The sequence below is a fragment of the Bradyrhizobium sp. IC3195 genome, from assembly GCF_020193585.1.
In the GTDB taxonomy this organism is placed as follows: domain Bacteria; phylum Pseudomonadota; class Alphaproteobacteria; order Rhizobiales; family Xanthobacteraceae; genus Bradyrhizobium; species Bradyrhizobium yuanmingense.
This window is the reverse complement of sequence record NZ_JADYVG010000015.1, coordinates 26,915-44,560: the sequence shown is the minus strand read 5'-3', so window position 1 is coordinate 44,560 and position 17,646 is coordinate 26,915. Positions and strand designations below refer to the sequence as shown.

The 17,646-nt window shown below is 60.0% G+C and carries 16 protein-coding genes; 1 reads left to right on the top strand and 15 read right to left on the bottom strand.

Annotated elements, in window-relative coordinates:
* Positions 1-504 precede the first annotated feature (504 nt).
* From cofH to I6F09_RS24960, 15 genes are all read right to left on the bottom strand, one after another.
* Positions 505-2,961 (bottom strand): 5-amino-6-(D-ribitylamino)uracil--L-tyrosine 4-hydroxyphenyl transferase CofH, encoded by a 2,457-nt coding sequence (gene cofH, locus I6F09_RS25030; RefSeq protein WP_225172921.1) that lies wholly within the window; start codon positions 2,959-2,961, stop codon positions 505-507.
* Between the two features lie 68 nt (positions 2,962-3,029).
* On the bottom strand, positions 3,030-3,737 hold the full coding sequence (gene cofC, locus I6F09_RS25025) for a 2-phospho-L-lactate guanylyltransferase (RefSeq protein WP_225183964.1): 708 nt from the start codon (positions 3,735-3,737) through the stop codon (positions 3,030-3,032).
* Positions 3,734-4,741 (bottom strand): 2-phospho-L-lactate transferase, encoded by a 1,008-nt coding sequence (gene cofD / locus I6F09_RS25020; protein ID WP_225140371.1) that lies wholly within the window; start codon positions 4,739-4,741, stop codon positions 3,734-3,736. Before cofD ends, cofC begins: the two co-directional genes overlap by 4 nt.
* A complete protein-coding gene (cofE, locus tag I6F09_RS25015) occupies positions 4,738-5,502 on the bottom strand; it encodes a coenzyme F420-0:L-glutamate ligase (protein WP_225189277.1) in 765 nt (254 codons plus the stop codon). The genes cofD and cofE overlap by 4 nt, the downstream gene beginning before the upstream one ends.
* 247 nt (positions 5,503-5,749) lie before the next feature.
* On the bottom strand, positions 5,750-6,226 hold the full coding sequence (locus I6F09_RS25010; RefSeq protein WP_225131321.1) for an Lrp/AsnC family transcriptional regulator: 477 nt from the start codon (positions 6,224-6,226) through the stop codon (positions 5,750-5,752).
* Positions 6,227-6,254: 28 nt separating this feature from the next.
* Complete coding sequence (gene npdG / locus I6F09_RS25005) at positions 6,255-6,917, bottom strand: NADPH-dependent F420 reductase (protein WP_225131330.1); 663 nt, start codon at positions 6,915-6,917, stop codon at positions 6,255-6,257.
* A gap of 200 nt (positions 6,918-7,117) precedes the next feature.
* Positions 7,118-7,351 carry a MoaD/ThiS family protein gene (locus I6F09_RS25000; protein WP_225131332.1) on the bottom strand — a complete coding sequence of 78 codons (234 nt, stop codon included), beginning with the start codon at positions 7,349-7,351 and terminating at the stop codon, positions 7,118-7,120.
* On the bottom strand, positions 7,348-9,621 hold the full coding sequence (locus tag I6F09_RS24995; protein WP_225172923.1) for a xanthine dehydrogenase family protein molybdopterin-binding subunit: 2,274 nt from the start codon (positions 9,619-9,621) through the stop codon (positions 7,348-7,350). Before I6F09_RS24995 ends, I6F09_RS25000 begins: the two co-directional genes overlap by 4 nt.
* Positions 9,618-10,112, bottom strand: a complete 495-nt coding sequence (locus I6F09_RS24990; protein ID WP_225131379.1) for a (2Fe-2S)-binding protein — start codon at positions 10,110-10,112, stop codon at positions 9,618-9,620. The genes I6F09_RS24995 and I6F09_RS24990 overlap by 4 nt, the downstream gene beginning before the upstream one ends.
* Positions 10,109-10,984: a xanthine dehydrogenase family protein subunit M gene (locus I6F09_RS24985; RefSeq protein WP_225131336.1), complete on the bottom strand. Its 876-nt coding sequence runs from the start codon at positions 10,982-10,984 to the stop codon at positions 10,109-10,111. The genes I6F09_RS24990 and I6F09_RS24985 overlap by 4 nt, the downstream gene beginning before the upstream one ends.
* Positions 10,981-12,021, bottom strand: a complete 1,041-nt coding sequence (locus I6F09_RS24980) for an LLM class flavin-dependent oxidoreductase (protein WP_225131338.1) — start codon at positions 12,019-12,021, stop codon at positions 10,981-10,983. The genes I6F09_RS24985 and I6F09_RS24980 overlap by 4 nt, the downstream gene beginning before the upstream one ends.
* Positions 12,022-12,084: 63 nt before the next feature.
* The gene (locus I6F09_RS24975) at positions 12,085-12,405 is read right to left on the bottom strand and encodes a hypothetical protein (RefSeq protein WP_225131341.1); all 321 of its coding nucleotides are present in this window, start codon (positions 12,403-12,405) and stop codon (positions 12,085-12,087) included.
* Positions 12,387-13,970, bottom strand: a complete 1,584-nt coding sequence (locus I6F09_RS24970) for a hydantoinase/oxoprolinase family protein (RefSeq protein WP_225172925.1) — start codon at positions 13,968-13,970, stop codon at positions 12,387-12,389. Before I6F09_RS24970 ends, I6F09_RS24975 begins: the two co-directional genes overlap by 19 nt.
* Positions 13,967-15,043: a DUF917 domain-containing protein gene (locus tag I6F09_RS24965; protein WP_225172926.1), complete on the bottom strand. Its 1,077-nt coding sequence runs from the start codon at positions 15,041-15,043 to the stop codon at positions 13,967-13,969. The genes I6F09_RS24970 and I6F09_RS24965 overlap by 4 nt, the downstream gene beginning before the upstream one ends.
* Before the next feature lie 44 nt (positions 15,044-15,087).
* Positions 15,088-15,957 (bottom strand): IclR family transcriptional regulator, encoded by an 870-nt coding sequence (locus tag I6F09_RS24960; protein ID WP_225131354.1) that lies wholly within the window; start codon positions 15,955-15,957, stop codon positions 15,088-15,090.
* Here I6F09_RS24960 and I6F09_RS24955 point away from each other — a divergent pair.
* Complete coding sequence (locus tag I6F09_RS24955; protein ID WP_225189276.1) at positions 15,947-17,635, top strand: ABC transporter substrate-binding protein; 1,689 nt, start codon at positions 15,947-15,949, stop codon at positions 17,633-17,635. The genes I6F09_RS24960 and I6F09_RS24955 overlap by 11 nt on opposite strands.
* Positions 17,636-17,646: the final 11 nt, after the last annotated feature.

Here is a 17,646-nt window from a genome sequence, read left to right as displayed (position 1 = left end):
CTCATCGGCCTTCGGGTCAAAGACCAAGGCAGATTCTTGTGCTTACGCCTCGGCCACTAGCAGTCGCTCTGGACAGCAGTTCTGAGCGGTTCAGCTGAGCGCGCGCCAGAAACGCGAAATCTCGAGCGCTGAAGCAGGGCGTTGCCGCTGCTCGTCGTGATCCACTGACGCGGACGACGCCAAGAATGCACTTGGATGGCCTGCAACGCTGAGCCAACTCATAGGCCGCGGAATAGTTGATCCAATGACTCTTGCGGCACAGCGCATTGCGCGCCCACAACAAGCTTGAGCTGAGAGCAACACGAAGAGATGGCGCGAAGCGCCGGCCGATCGAAGCTGGATGCGCGATCAATGCCCGGCCGAAAGCGTGCGCTGGCGCGATAATGCGGCTCACTTTTAGGGGCCCTCCGTTCTCGATATGTGATCACAAATCAAATTCAGCGTCAAGCATTCCCGGCCGACGCCTTTCGGCATCGTCTCAGGCTCGCGCGGGACGCGCTCCCATTACGTCATTTCAAGCGCGCGGGACCGAGGGATGTTTCGCACCTCGCGATGGTCGTCCAGTCCCGTAACAATCGGAGTGAGCGCCGGAGGGTTCAGCGACGCGAGATAACGAGCGTCAGCAACTTCGCCATAGAGCGTCGTACGTTGGCGCGGCAGGCGTGCCATGGCCCGGATGAGCTCTTCCATTTGTTTTGGAGCCATCTCGTGGCCATGCTGAGCACCGGCTGAACGCGAGATCGTTTCGTCCATCAGCGTGCCGCCGAGATCGTTCACACCAGCCTCAAGGCAGGCGCGAATGCCTTGTTCGCCGAGTTTCACCCAAGAGGTTTGGATGTTGGAGATTTTCGTGTGGAAGACGAGCCGCCCGATCGCATGCATGAGAACGACTTCGCGGAAGGTCGGCCCCTTGCGCGAGCGCCCTTTCAAGTAGATCGGGGCCTCCATGTGCACGAACGGCAATGGGACAAATTCAGTGAAGCCGCCGGTCTCGGTCTGAAGATCCCGGATGCGCAACAGATGCTTTGCCCAATGCTCGTAACGGTCGACATGACCGAACATGATCGTTGCGGTGCTGCGCAATCCGGCTCTATGGGCCGCTGCCATGACCTGCAGCCATTGCGCGGTGTTGATCTTGTCGGGACACAGAATCGCGCGGACCTCGTCGTCCAGGATTTCTGCGGCGGTCCCGGGCAATGTACCAAGACCGGCGTCCTTCAACTCGCGCAGAAACTCATCGACCGAAACTCCGAGCGTCTTGGCCCCCTGAAACACCTCCAAGGGCGAGAAAGCATGGATATGCATTTCGGGCGTGAACTGCTTTACGGTCCGACAAATCTCAAGATACTTTGCGCCGGTGTAGGCGGGATGGATGCCGCCCTGCATGCAGACTTCGGTCGCGCCACGCTCCCAGGCTTCGCGCGCGCGCCGCCCGATCTCATCCATGGAAATATCGTACGGCCGCCCGCGCAAGTTCTCGGCGAGCTTTCCTTTCGAAAACGCGCAGAACTGGCACCTGAAGTAGCAGATATTAGTGTAGTTTATGTTGCGGTTGACGACATAACTAACGGAATCCCCATTGACGGAGCGGCGCAGCTCGTCAGCAGCGCGGCACACGGCCGTGAAGTCGCACTCCTCGGCTTCGAACAGCGACACGATCTCTGCCTCGTCGAGTCGTGCCCCAGAATGAGCCTTTGCGACGATTCTCCGAAAGCTGCCGGTTAGGACGGCGGGCGAGCTGGCATCTTCACGCAGCATCGCGAGGTCCCCGGCAGGCGGCTCGCACCTCGCTCCAGGGCACCATTCGTCTCGGCGCGGCCAGCCATGTCCGTCGACAAGACCGAGCAGGTTCTTCTGCAGCGACATGTCAGTCCAGCGAGCATATTGACGCGCATAGGGCGGATAAACTGCGAGGCGTTCGACGAGCGTCTTGCCGCATTGAACGGTGGCCTCGGAGAGACGTGCCAGATGCGGCCATGGCGCCTCCGGATTGACATGGTCCGGTGTAACCGGGGATACGCCGCCCCAGTCATTGATGCCAGCGGCCAGAATCTTGTCCAGTACGCCCGGGCTGAGATTGGGGGGAGCCTGGATGTTCATGTCGGGCCGGAACAGCAATCGCGCGAGCGCAATGGTCCACAGATGCTCTTCCATTGTTGGGGCCGCCGCGCCCCTCATGCGGGTATCCGGCTTCGGCTTGAAGTTCTGGATAATGACTTCCTGAATGTGCCCGTAGCTTTCGTCTAAATTGCGCAATGCAAGCAATGAGGAGATGCGCTCAAGCGGCGTCTCGCCGATACCGATGAGCAATCCGCTCGTGAATGGGACCGAGAGCTGGCCTGCCAGTTCAATTGTCCGCAACCGACTTCCAGGCTCCTTGTCAGGTGAGCCGAAATGTGGCCCCCCGGGCTCGCACAGTCGTGCCGAGGCGCTCTCGAGCATGATCCCTTGCGAGATGGAGACCTTGCGCAAAGCTGCGATATCGTCGGCCTCCATCAAGCCTGGATTGAGGTGCGGCAACAAGCCAGTCTCGCAGAAAACCACGCGCGCGGCTTCCTGGAGGTAGGCGAGCGTCGATGCAAAGCCCATCTCGTGCAGCTCTCGCTCGGCCTGGCGGTAGCGCAGCTCAGGCTTGTCGCCCAGCGTAAACAGCGCCTCCTTGCAGCCGGCCTCACGACCGGCACGCGCGATCGCCAGCACCTCATCGATGGTGAGGTAGGCACGCTGCCCTTTTTGGGGCGGATGGGCGAATGTGCAGTAGTGGCAGACATCCCGGCATAACTGGGTCAGCGGAATGAAGACTTTTCGCGAGTAGGAGATCTTTCTGCCGTGAGCCTCATCCCGCTTTGATGCCGCCATCCGCATGAGATCGGGAAGGGACACGTCGCTGACGAGAGACATGGCCTCGGAAGCGGAAATGTCACTTCGCCTCAAGGATTCCAGAAGCATCCGATCCACCATTCTCAGAACTCCTCACGCTCCGCGAAAAACGTCGGAGCTCTCTGCATTTTGGGCAACCAACCCCGAGCTCACTTCGGCCGCCGCATCGACGCTTGCGCGCCCCGTCCGTCCGTTCCCATCCCCAGCCGCCTTTGGCCGAGATTAATCGAACGCAAATAGCGATCGGTGGCTGTGGACGTGTTCAGGTCAAGAAAATCAAAGACATCGGCGGGAGCATCGAGATCAAGCCCAATCCTTGCATTGCGGCACACGATAGGCTGAATGCCGAGCCTATCGGCTGCGGCGATGTGGCGGGCGAAGCTATCGGGGCCGAAACACGGCTGCAAGGCTCGCGCTACGGTGAATGCAACCGCGTTGGTGCCGCCATCGCGCGGCGCCGGCACGATCACGGCGTTGCCTTGCGCGGCTTGGAGGAGCGTCGAAACGTCCTCGCTCAAGATAGCCGGCACATCGCTCGGCAGAACAAGGATGAGTTCGTCCCCACGATTTTCGACCGCGGCGAGCCCGGCTGCCACTGCCGCATTGGTTCCGTCCGCACCGCCGTCATCAATCACGACAGTCCCCAGACGAGCCGCCTCTTGAGCGACATCCTCAGCATTTGTTACCACAGCGATATGATTTAGTTTTATCACGCCACATGCCGCGCTCAGAACATCGCACAGCATAGACCGGGCCAACAGGGCGCGCTCGGATGCCGTCAGCAATGGGGAGAGCCGCTGCTTCGCGCACCAGAACGATTTTGCCGGGATGACTACCCATGCATCACGTGTCGTCATGATGCGCCTCCCTTTGAAGGGGCCCTGCCCCGCCGCTCGTGCGTTGCGCGAAGGTTTTCGCCGAAGGCAAGCGCATGCTCTGCGAGCATGAACTTCGACTGCATGTCTGTCATGAGCGTAGGCGCCGGGTGTACATCGACCCCCAGGTCGCCCGCCCCTGCCGCATCGGCAATATCTATGATTAGGCCATCGAGCAGCCCCGCATAATGCCTGGAAATCTCTGCATTTGACGGCTCAAGGCCGAGTTCGTCCATGATCTTGCGCGTCGGTCCTTTGATTGCCTGACCGCCGATAATCGGGGAAATGGCCACAACGGGAACGCTGGTCGCACGCAGTTTTTCAGCCATCCCTGGAACAGCCAGGATTGGATCGATGCTGAGATAAGGATTGGAAGGACATAGGATGATGAGGCGGAGATCCTCGGCATCGAATGACGCAAGCACCTCCTCGCTCAGGCGAGCGTTTTGCGCCCCGCTGAACCGGATCTGCTTGACAACCGGTTCGCAGCGACGCTCGACGAAATAGCGCTGGAATTCGAGCTCGCCTTCCGTGGTGTCGAGGATGGTCGAAAGCCTGTCATTGGTGACGGGCAGCACAGCTGAAGCGATCCCGAGCCGTCGTGCAATGTCGCTCGCAATCGCTGTGAGACTTTCTCCCCTTAAGCGGCGGCGGGTCCGCTCGATATGCATCGCCATATCGCGATCCCCGAGCAAGAACCAGGTCTCGCCGCCGATCTGCTTCAAGGCCTCCATGAAGTTCCAGGTCTCATCGGATCGGCCCCAGCCGCGCTCGGGATCGCTGAGACCGGCGAGCGTATAAAGGACTGTATCGAGGTCCGGCGAGATATGGAGTCCGAGATGCTCGAAATCGTCGGCCACATTGATGACCACGGTCAATCGTTCTCCGAGAACGTGCTGTAATCCAACAGCGAGCTTTGCTCCTCCGACGCCCCCGCAGAGCGCCACAACACGCCCTTTTCCCGGCAAATGTGACCGCCCGTTCATCTGAACATATCCCGTTCTTTCGCACGCACGAGCGCGGACGCCGAATTGATAGGCGCACGAGAGGAGAATCCACGAACATGGATTACTGGTTGGCCTTCGGCCGCCTGTCCCATCAAGAGCGAGGCGGCGGCCGCCAGCTCATCCGCGACCGCGATCTCTGTTACCTGCATGGGCCGGCCGAACAGATCGGGCTTGCCGATCATGCTCTGAAGGGCAGGAATTCCAGCACTTCCAAGCGCCACACCTACGACGCCGTTGCGCCATGGACGGCCGAAGCTATCGTTTATGATGACGCCGACATCGACCCCGAATTGTCGATCGAGGCCGCGCTTGAGGTGCCGGCAACTGTCATCCGGATCTTCAGGCAGCAACAACACGCGATGGCCGCGATCCTGCTCGATATTGGATTCATCTATGCCGGCGTTCGCCATCACGAAGCCGAGGCGGTGAACAACGATGATCACATTCTGTCTTGCGCGAAGGACCTCGGTGGATTCTGAGAGTACCACCTCGATGTGCCGGGAATCTTTGCCGACCGTTTTTGCAAGCTCCACAGCGCGGTCGGAAGGCCTCACATCATCGAGATAGACGTACCTGTTTTCCGCCTTCGACACGATCTTTTGTGCGACGACAAAAATATCGCCAGATGCCACGGCGATCTCTCCGGTCTTCGCGCCATCCGCGATGACACCAACCAGATCGTCGCCAGGCCCCACCAGAGGGATCCCGGGAAGGGCGCTGTATGTGATGCTCCTCGTCATCGCGACTTTTTCCTCCTTCGCCGCTGCCCACACGTCTTGTTGTTTCTGGCGCGGGGCATCTCTCCTCGAATACGATCTCTACGCGCCGTACCCGAAATCAGTTCTGTATCCTATCTGCTTCTCCCTTAAGCAGACCCTGGCACACCTCCTGGATAAGTCTTCGACGTTCGCATCCTTCAAGCGTGCTGACGCGCGTTTCCGTGCTATCTCTTGCCCTTATTCCGAACTCCGCTTCGCAACGGAGAGGCTAGCCATGAAGCGCCGCCGGAGAAATTGACCGCTTTATGACAGTGCGCATTGCGAAACTCGATTGCAGTCTTGCCACCCCCGGCAGGCGTGACAGGTGCTGCTTATGAATGCGTTCGTAGTCCTCCATGTCGCGCGCCAGTACCGAAAGCCGATAATCGTCCGTACCGGACATCAGATGGCAGGCGATCACGTCGGGGCATTTCTGAATTTCGGCTTCGAAAGCCCTGAGCGCGCCCTCGCTTTGGCGGTCAAGCGTGATGTGGACGATCACGGTGAGGGGAAAGCCAAGCGAGTTTGCATCGATCTCGGCCGAGTAGCCTTTGATGATCCCGGCTTTCTCCATTTGCAGCACGCGCCTTGCGCAAGACGTTGCCGAGAGGCCGACCCGTTCGGCCAACGCCAGCTGGCTTATGCGGGCATCCCGAATGAGTTCGCTTAGGATTTTGCGGTCTAGAGGATCGAGGGCTGTGAGCATCGTTGCGAACGCCCGTGTGGTTTTCCATTCAGGTCAGGCCGGAAATCGTGATGCCGGCACCCTTCACCTTGTATTTGCGGTTGATCGCGATCAGGACGGAGGTGAGGGCCTCGGCTGCAGCGGAGTTCGCGAGCGCACCGCCATCGATCCCGCGATTGCTCACCGCATCCGCCAGCAACATCACCTCCTTGCGGGCCTCAGGATCATCGCTGAACACCAGAACGTCGCAGTCCGCCTTTCCTCCGGCATGGAGCTTCTGTGAGCCGACATTGTGAAACGCTCCGACCACCCGCGAACTCGGATCAAGCTGCGATTGGGCGATCAGCGCAGCCGACCCGGCGCTCGGGAGTTGAACAACAGAGACCTTCGGCGGCACGAGCGGCACGACCGCGGTGACAACAATCTTGCCCTTGGCCGCGTCCTTGATCTCGGCCAGGCTTGTCTCATAACTGGAGAATGGCACCGCAACGACAACAATATCGCTCTTCGCCGCGGCGGCAGCGTTGGCCTCGCCAGTCACATTGGCGAACCCGTCGGATTTTAAGAGCGCGACTGCATCCTGAGCGCGCTCAATCGAGCGCGATCCAAGAATGACGGAATATCCGGCGCGACTCCAGCTGCGGGCAAGGCCGGATCCGAGATCTCCAGTGCCGCCGACGATCGACAAAGTCGGAAGGGGCGCGTTCGACATTTGGCTTACACTCCTTTGCTTGCGGCATGACGCCTTGACAGTGAAACTCTGCTTCGCTCGAGCGTGCTTGACCGTATTCACACCAGGCCGAACACTCAATAGATCAGTCGCACCGCTCCTTCACGTGAACGAATTAGTTCAAAGACGGCTCGATCGCGGGTCAACACTTCTCGGTCCGTCGCCGAACAAAGAAGTTCATACTAGCCGCCTTCAAGATAGGGAAAGAAATTGAGCTCGGCTCCGTCTTTGACTTCAGCTGACAACGGCACGACCATGTCACCAATCGAGGCCAGCCAGACATCATGCTCGGCGCTCAACGAGCCGATCACGTTGAGAATCGTCGCTCCCTCGGGGAGGTCAAGCTGAATGGATCCAACCCCGCCGGGCAAGAACCGACGGAGATTTCCATGCATATTGACCTCGACGCGGATCATGAGTGCGGGGCTCGCATTGTGGCGGCAATCTTTTCAGCGGTCATCGGCAGCGAGTTCGGCCAGCAGCCAGTCGCCGCCGCGATCGCATTGCCGATTGCAGCCGGTGGTTCGATGCATGGTGGCTCTCCAACGCCCTTGGCACCGTAAGGACCGGCAGCGGATCGGCATTCGACGATAATGCTCTCGATCTCCGGGACATCCATCGCCGTCGGCATCTTGTAATCTGTCAGGTTCGCATTCATGACGCGACCGTCCTGATAGACGATCTCTTCCGACAGGGCCTGGCCTATACCTTGCGCCACGCCACCCTCGATCTGTCCCTCAATATAGGTCGGATTGATCGCATATCCGACGTCCTGGGCCACGACATAGCGATTGATCGTCACTTTGCCCGTGGCTTGATCGACGGAAAGGTCGACGGCGTGGGCATGGTAGCTCGGCGTATTCCAGACCGGGAGCGGATGGTTCTTGACGCGTGTCGGATCGTAGGCTGGTGCCGGTGAAATGGCTGTGCCATGCGCAATGAGCCCGCCACCGGCAAGACGCGAGATGCGTGCCAGCTCCGCAATCGAAATCGACTTGTTGCCGACGACCACGTGCTTGTCCTGCAGCTTCATATCCTCAATCGGTGCTTCCAGCTGCTTGGCCGCGAGTTCGAACATCTGACGCCGCAGCTCTTTAGCTGCCGCAAGGCACGCATTGCCCACAGAAAAGGTCGTACGGCTGCCTTGAGCGCCGTAGTCGAACGGCGCGGCCTGAGTGTCCACCCCGGTGACGTTGATGTCCGTCAAGTCCAGAGACAGCTCCTCGGCGAGCACTTGAGCGGCTCCCGTGATCGCGCCGGTGCCGATTTCAACGGCGCCGCTGACGAGCGTCGCACTCCCATCGGGATTGATCTTGACATAGACACCAGACGAGCCACCCGTCGTCATCCACCAGCTGCAGGCGATGCCCTTGCCCCGTCCTGGCTCGGGATTACGATCTTGCCAGCCGATCGCATCGGCTGCCTTGCGCAGACATTCCTCGATGCTCACAGAGGTGTGCGTCTCGCCCGAAGGGCCCGGATCCCCCTCCTTGACGATGTTGCGCAGGCGCATTTCGAGAGGATCCAGGCCGAGATCCTTTGCGATCATGTCGATCTGGCTTTCCATCGCGAAATTCGCCATCGGTCCCGCCGGAGCACGGAAGGAGCCAGAATGGACCTTGTTCGTGTAGACAGCGATGCTTTCGAACGCGAGCGCTCCTGTCTTGTACGGACCTGCCATGACCTGAAGTGCGATAGCAGCCGTGCCTGGACCTGAGCCGGCATAAGCGCCACAATCCACGATGACCCGACCGCTTCGGGCAAGAAGATGCCCATCCTTGTCAACGGCAGTTTTGAGCAGAACCACGGAAGCCTGACGCGGAAGCGCGGCTGTAAGCTCCTCTTCGCTCGTCGACATCACTTTGACCGGGCGGGCAGTCTTGCGCGCCAGGAGAGCTGCGAAGTGCTCGACACCGATCCTCAGCTTGCCACCGAAGCCACCACCAATTCCCGGCACGGTGACGCGCACCCGCGCGGCCGGCAAATCGAGGATTTCGGCCAATGTCGTTTGCGTGTCGAACGGCAATTGGGTGTTGCACCAGACCGTCACTATCCCGTTCGCATCCCAATCCGCGGTCGCAACGCGCGGCTCGGTGTATCCTGGATGCTGAAGCGAGGTCGTGAACCGATGCTCATAGACCTTATGAGCCTTTGCGAAGGCTCCTTCGACATCGCCGACGTGAATACGGGCGTGACCTGCGATGTTGTCCTTGCGCGAAATGATCGGGAGCGCCTTGTAGGTTTCCCAATCAGGATGGATGCGGATATCGCTTGTGAGCGCCTCTTCCGGATCGTACAGTGCCGGTAGATCCTGATATTCAACCTTGATGGCTTCAATCGCGCGCTCGGCGATCTCGCATGACGTGGCAGCGACCGCGGCGATCGCATGTCCCATGAACAGGACGCGATCGGTTGCAAACACGGTCGTGTCGCGCACCGCCGTTCCATAGCGGACCTGCGGGATGTCAGCGGCGGTGATGATGCCACGCACGCCTGCGATCGCAGCCGCGCGCGAGATGTCGATGTTCTTGATCAGAGCGTGCGCGCGAGCACTGCGCAGGATCTTGCCGTAGAGCATACCGGGCAGCTTGAAATCCGCAGCGTAAACGTGCTTTCCGGTAACCTTGCCGACGCCATCCCGCCGGGGCAGGCGGTGACCGGCAACGCGATGGGTTTGAGCGTTCATTGCTTGGCTCCCGAAAGTGCGATGCGCTCTGCCGCGGTTTCCACGGCATCGATGATCTTGCGATAGCCGGTACAGCGGCAAAGGGTACCTGCGATAGCTTCCCTGATCTCGTCGCGCGAGGGGCGGCAGCCCGGATTTTCGTCCAGGAATGACTTTGCCGTCAGGATCATGCCCGGGATGCAGTAGCCGCACTGAACGGCGCCGCATTCGATGAATGCTTCCTGAAGGGGATGCAGATGCTCGGGATCGCCGATCCCCTCGATCGTGGTGATCGAGCATCCCTCAGCTTGCCCCGCGAGCAGGATGCAGGAATTGACGGCCCTTCCATCGAGCAGCACCGTGCAGACCCCGCACTCTGCTTCCAGGCAGTTCTCCTTGGTGCCCATCATGCCGATCCCGTTGCGCAGGACCTGTAGCAGCGTCCAATGAGGCTCAATGAGCAGCTGATGGCTCTCGCCATTGACAACGATATTGAGAATTTTCCGGTTCATTGATCCTGTTCCCGAATTCGTTGCAAACATGTCCCGAGCGCGCGCTCGACCATGACCGCGACAAGACCGCGGCGGTAGCCGGCCGACGCGCGAACATCAGAAATGGGACTGGAAGCCTCTGCCGCGATCCTGCCCGCCTCCACAAAGCTTTCCTTTCCGGCAGATCTGCCGATGAGATAACTCTCCGCCTGTTCGGGCCGGAACGCCTTTGGGCTTGCGGCTCCGATTGCCAGGCGCACTGAAGCGCAACGCGAGGTGGAGGCATCCAGCGTCAAGCAAGCTGCAACACAAACCACCGATATCTCCATGGCCCGCCGGCGCCCTTCTTTCAGGAAGGCGGTTGCGGATCCGGCCGGAAGCTTGGCAAATCGGATGCTGGTCACGATCTCGGCGGGCAAGAGATCAGTCTTTCCCGGGCCGACGATGAAGTCGCGCAAGGGGACGGAGCGCCGTCCATTGGGACCTGTCATGTCGAGGCTTGCATCGAGCGCGAGCAGTGGCGGCACAAAGTCGGCGGCAGGAGAAGCATTGACGATGTTGCCGCCGATGGTTGCGATGTTTCGTACTTGATGGCCACCGACGACGCTGGCAGCTTCGACCAACGCTCGCAGATTACCCCGAAACGCAGAATGCGTTTCGATCGTGCGGTACCTCGTTAACGCGCCAAGGGTGAATGCTTCGGTAGTCTCGGTGATTTCGCTCATTCCGGCCAGGCAGGCGACATCGATCAGATGTACGGGATCGATCTTCTTCCGATTGATCTGGATAACCGTATCGGTCCCGCCGGCGACATAGCGCGCGGTCGGCGCAAAGCGTTGAGCAAGGTCGATAGCTTCAGTGACCGTGGCCGGCCGATGGAGATCAAAGCTCATGGCTTGCTCCCTTCCAGCGCCTGGGCGGCAGGCCACACCTCGGAGCCCATCTTGGCGATCGTATCCTCGATCGTACCTCCTTCGGGAGCGAAGGGCATGATGATAATCCCGTCGACGCCGGCCTGGCGCAGTTCGATCACACGCGCGGTCACCTCCTCCACATTGCCGGCCAAAGTGAAGGCGTTGATATGGCGATCGGTCACGTATGGCAGCAGAGGAAGGTAAGGCGTCACCCCGGCGGCGTAATGGGCGCCCTGGACAGAGGCGAGCACGTCCTCCGGCAAGGTCAGCCCCTGCTCTTCGGCTGTTTCAAACTTGAGACGCCCTGCCCCGAGCAGTCTTGCAACCGTCGGCCGAAGCGCGTCACGGGCGGCCTGACCGTCTGAGGCAACACAGGCATTGAGCCGAACGATCAGCCTGACGGATTTGGGATCGCGGCCCGCCTTCCTGGCCCCATCGTCCAGTCTCGCGCGGAAGGCCTTGATTTCCGGAGCATTGCCGCCGGCCTCCATGAACGCGGCATCGGCGCAAGCGCCTGCCGTCCGTTGGCCGAGCGGACCATTGCTGGCCACATAGATTGGGATATCGGCGCGAACAGGGGTGAAATTCAGCTTGCCCTCCTTGAACCGAATGACCTCTCCCTCGTAGGTGACGGTCTCGCCGCGCAGGAGCATCCGAATGACCTCGATCGCTTCGCTGATAGCGCGCGCCGGCTTCTTCCGATCGATGCCAAGCTCAGCAAAACCGGAAATACCGGCGCCGAGGCCGAGAATTGCGCGCTTGTTGGAAATCTCGTCGAGCGTCGCAATCGCCATGGCCGTCAGCGCCGGATGTCTGGCGTAGGGATCTGTCACGCAGGGTCCGAGCCTGACCCGAGACGTATTTTGTGCAAAATATCCAAGACACGAATAGACCTCCCGATAGAACCGTTCATCGGCAAGCCAGACCGTGTCGTATCCGCTCGCTTCGGCGAGCTTCACGCGATCAAGCATCTTGGCCATTGGCGCGTTGCCGAGAATCAGCAGGTCGAGGGTCATCTTGTTGGTGTCCTGTTTGCGCTTACGTTCTTGGACTAGGCAGAGCTCAACGCGGAGCACAGATCATTCTATCTCGTCGCTGACGAAATAGATGTTCTTCGAGCGATCGAGAAACTTGCCATAGAGCTCCTCTCGCAGCGCAACACCAGCCGGTGAGGCAAGGTCCCTGTCGTGTTGCTCCAGGCTTTTGACCTCGATCCTTTCGATGTATTGCCACGTCGAGTTTTCGGCGCCCTGGATGGGGCGGCGAATGCGATGAACCTTGTAGCTCACGTAATTGTCGAGGCTCCGCACGAGAGCGTAGTCGCGCTCGCGGACCCAGGCCTCATATTCCGCTGGGTCGACCCCTTCCTTGAGCGTGCTGATCAGGAAACGGACTGGCATGTGACTTTCTCCTTGGCTGTTTGCCCAATTCGGGTTGATCGGATATTGCCGACGACTTTGACGCGCACGCGCATGGCATTTCCGGGCAGATAGGCGATCGGCGTATCCTCTGCCTCGACCAGGGCAAGCGATTCCGAATCCGCGCCGGCCTCCACTGCCCGGGAATCGGCAAGCTTGCGTGCTGAAGCAACCGCCTCGTCTCGCGTCAGCCCCTGGAACACCTGATCGACTTCACCACTGACCTGCGCAATGGCTGCGCCAACCGCATTCGCGCAGCCCCCGTGTTGAACCCGAACGACACGCCCGACGCCCTGCAATTCTTCCGGAACAAGAAACGCGCCGCCCCCGACCGCAATCAGCGTGACGTCTGAAGCGCTTGTCTTCATCCGGTCGACGTTCTCTTCCAGCATCTCCTTGCAGCGGCACAGAACCCTCTTCACGTCATCGGCAGTGATGTGTGCCACACGCTTGCGATCGCCAAGGTCGATCAGTCCGGCGGCAACGCCGATGTCGGTCGAGGTCACGCGATTGCCGCCAAACACCAGCGCTTCCGTGGACAGGCGATACCCAACGCTGAGCGGCCCGATGGCTGCCGCTCCAAGGTCGATATGGCTGCCGCCACCAAGTCCGATGGAAACGAGGTCCGGCATGCGGAATAGGGTCCTGACGCCTCCAATATGAACGACCGTGTTGGCTTCACGGGGAAAGCCGTTCCGCAAGTAGCCAAAGTCCGCCGTCGTTCCGCCGACGTCAACCACCACCGCATCTTTGAGCCCGGAAAGATAGGCCGCACCGCGCATCGAGTTGGTCGCACCGGAGGCGAAGCTGAACACAGGGTATGCGGCGGCACGCGAGGCCTCCGCGACGGTGCCGTCGTTTTGCGTGACAAAAAGCGGCGCGTTCAGCCCGACCTTTGACTTGGCTTGCTCAAAAGCCGTGATGGTCTCCCGAGCAAGCGCAATGAGAGAGGCATTGAGAATTGCGGCGTTCTCACGTTCGAGCAATCCGATCCCGCCGAGCAAATGTGCGCAGGTCACCGACACATCGGGGATTTCTTCGCGCAGGATGGCGGCGACCGCTTCTTCGTCGGACGGATCAAGCGGAGAGAACAGTGCGTTGACCACGACGTATTTGAGGCCGAGATTGCCGATTTCGCGCGCAATTCGCTTGGCTGCCGCGATATCCAGAGGGGCGAACCTGCGCCCGTCGTAATCGTGGCCGCCTTCGATTTGAAAGACCCCGCCATTGGCGAGCTCGGCAAGCCCAGCCGGCCAGTCGGTAAAGGGCGGCAGGGAGCTCGTGGCGGGGAGTGCAACTCGGATTACTGCCACTTTCGTCAGATGACGGCGCTGAACGACCGCATTGATGAAGTGGGTCGTACCTATCATCAGCGCGTCGAGACCGCTCGCATGCTCGGCACTCAGATCGAGCGCCCCGATGGCCGCAGCCACACCACTGGTGACGTCGGCCGTGGTGGCGACCTTCACGCCTTGAACGACTTTTCCGCCGTCGATCAGCACGGCATCCGTATTGGTGCCACCTACGTCAATCCCAATGCGTCTCATGAGCAGAATACCGACTTGAAATCGATGTCATAACCAAAAGCGCGGGGGCCGACATGGTCGAGCCCGCGCGGCGAGAGGAAGACCGGAGCCGCCGGCAGCGCGATGACGGTTGTCCGCTGGCCGTAGCGAATGGTTTCCGTTCCGATCGCTTCGCCGGATTCACTGTCGAGAACGCAAATGAGGTCGGGCGTCGAGACGAGCGCCCGCCCATCGCGCCACACGACGATCCACTCGTTCTGGAAATCGATCCGGATCTGGCTGCCGTGATCATCGCCAAGCCCCTCCACGACTGTGCGGCCGCGCAGGAAGCCCTCCGTTGTCCGCCGCTCGACTTCAACGACCTTGCCAGAGAACAGGAACCTGCCGGATTCCGCTTTCAGAATGGCTGCAATCGGGTCAGCGTGCTGCCGGTTGGCCTCGGCAACCGCCCGCCCGAGATTGATGGCTTTGGATGTGGTACGGGGAATGGCCCATTTCTTCACCTCAGCACCGGTGCGCGGCGCCTTGCAGGTCGCGACGATGGACCCGAACTCGGTACAAAGCTTTCGGCTCACACGTTCCATCCATTTCCAGGAGGAGGTTTTGCCAACGATCGCCTCATTACCGCGCGGGTCTACGGAGGTCAGCGGATAGGGAGCGAGACCGCCCACCGCAAAGCTCGTCATTTGCGCCTCAGGATAGGCACGCCCCATCGCATCGGCGTCGACAACTGGAATTTTCAGGTGGACGGCAGCGAGCAAGGACTGCATGCCGTTGCCGCCACCGATTTCGACTGCCATCACCGCCCTGAACTTGCGACCAAGATGCTCCTCCATGGCCGACACGGCGCGCGCGATGAGCCTGCTGTCGACCAGACGCTCCTGGAAAACAAGCGGCGCGCCCATAATGGAGACAACCGCGATCGCATCATCATCGTCCAGCTCGTCGGGATCGATCAGATCTACGCGAACGCCTTCATTGTAGTAACTCCGCATGCTCAAGAGCGCGTGATACGGACTCCCGCCGCCACCCGTTCCGAGAATCCAGGCGCCGACGGAGAGCGCCTCGATATCCTCCGGACTCAATTGTCTCATCTATAGCCTCCGAGCCGCGTCAGTTGCGGCGACAAAAAACCGGATCAAGCAGCAACCGGGCCGCCACCACCAAGGGCGCGCTGCGCACGCTGCATGAGAAACTGATCGCCGAAGCGGTGCGCGATACGCTCAGCGGCAGTCGTAAGCAGCGTGATCGCACGATTCCTCTCCTCATCGCTCATGTGCGAGGCTGGATAGGAAATACAGAAGCCCACCGTCTCGCGGATTTCTGGATCGGAGACGCTCACGGAGATTGAGCCGACCCCGGGGATCGCTTCATCGAGGGCCTCGGCCCAGCCGAACCGGCGCGGCTGATCCAGCGCCGCCACCAGCTCGTCGACATTTTGAGGGGCGCGCGGCGAAGGCGGCGTGACGCCTTCAGGATGAAGGGAGCGCACCACATTATCTGGAAAGCGCGAGAGCAGACTGCGCCCAATCGCAGTCGCAAATGCAGGAGCACGCTGGCCCAGCGGCGTGAATACGCGCAAGGCATGAGACCCCTGGTGCATCCGGATGACCAGAACATCCGCACCATCAAGGATCGAGACATAACCGGTATGCCCAGTCTCCCGGGTGATCTCCTTTACGGCCTCATCGACCGCGTCGATCAAGGAGGAGTTCAGCTTGTAGAGGCGCGAAATCTCAAAAAGCAAATTTCCAACCTTGTAGCGCGGAGGATTTTCCGAGCGCGACAGGAGCCCCTCAACCAGCATCGTCTTCAGCAAACGAGATGCTGAACTTTTGGGCATACTCAATAACTGCGAGACTTCTGTCACGGAGACTTCAAGCCTGCCGGGCCCAAAAAGTCTAAGGATTTGCGCGGCATTTTCAATTGCGCCCATTTTTTGATCACCTAGTTTCGTATATTGAAACTTAGTTGACAATAGCAGGACGATGACAATAATGCAAGCCATCGCGCACCGGACGACCGGCAAATCTTTCGCGCACAGTCAGGAGGGGAATGAGATGAACAGGGACACGCGCCGTCGGGATTTCTTGAAGTTCGCCGCAACCAGCGTCGCGGCGCTCACATTCACGGGCACAGCTCGTTTAGCTGCCGCACAAGAAAAGCGAACGCTGACAGTCGCCTGGGATGCCGACATCGACACGCTCGATCCGGCCTCGTTCAAGACGTCGGCCGGCTACACGGTGCAGGCAAACGTTTACGACAGTCCGCTGATGTGGAAGGTGCAGCCGGTCGAGGGAAAGCCGGGAGTGTCGCAAGCAAAGCCTGGCGAGATCGAGGGCGGCATCGCTCAGTCCTGGTCCTTCGAAAATGGCAACGCCACGCTGGTGCTGAACATCCGCAAAGGCCTGAAATTACCGAGCGGCCGCGACGTCAACGCCACGACCGTGAAGTATCTCCTCGACCGCGGGCTGCAGTCGCCGGGTTATATGCGCCTCCTGTTTCCGCGCCTTCTTGGGGTAACCAAGCCCGAGCAGTTCAAGGTGCGCGACGACTTCACGATCGAGATCAATATGCCCTCGCCAAGCCCGATGGCGCTGGACATGATGGCGCTTATGAACAACGCGCTGCTTGATCCGGATGAGGTCAAGGCGAATGCGAACGCAGACGATCCCTGGGCCGCCAACTGGTTGAAGCGAAATACGGCCGGCGTCGGGCCGTATCAACTAGTCAAGAACCAGCCGGGCGTCGAAGTCGTCCTGGAAGCGCAGGCTGATCACTGGCGTGGTCACCCCTATTTCGATCGGATCGTTCTCAAATATGTGCCGAACGAAGCCGATCGCGTGCTGCTGCTCAAGCGCAAAGCCATCGACATGGTCGTCGGCAGATCAACGCTGTCTCCGCGCAATGTGAAGAGCCTCGAGGCGGAGCCAGGTTTGAAGACAGTCTCCGTGCCGGACACCCTGTGTCACTGGCTTTGCATGAACACGCAGAAGGCTCCGCTTAACAATGTCAAAGTGAGGCAGGCCATCAACTACGCCATCCCGGTCCAGGCGATCATCCCGAGCGTGCTGTATGGTTTCGGCACCGAGATGAAGAGCCCTGTACCTAGTTTGACGCCCGGTTACGACAACACGATCAGTCCCTACAAGTACGACATCGCAAAGGCCAAGGAGTTGATGCGCGAGGCGGGCTTCGGCAAGGATCCGGTTCCGATAGACCTTGCGGTACGCGCTGGATGGCAGCCGCACGAGCAGGCCTCGATCTGGCTCCAGACCGAGCTGGAGAAGATCGGCTTCAAGGTGAACATCGTCAAGGAAACCGAAGCCACCTTCCGCCAAATCGCAACCAAAGGCGATCACCAGCTTTCGATAGAGTCCTGGCAGTCCTGGATCAACGATCCCTTCTATCACCTGTTCTTCAACTTCCACAGCACAGCGAAGGGCACGAACACCTCGTTCTATTCCAATCCAGAAGTCGACAAGCTGATCGATGAGAACATGCATGAAACCGACACCAGCAAGCGTCTGGCGGCGGCAAAACGCCTGCAGGAGATCATCATCGGCGACGCCGTTTGGGGGCACCTCTGGTACGAGAACTGGACCCGCGTCATGCGATCCGACCTCGTTGGCATTGAGAAGCGTTGGGATAGTTATGAGCGCTTTTTCAGCATGAAGCTCGCCTGAGCACGTCATCT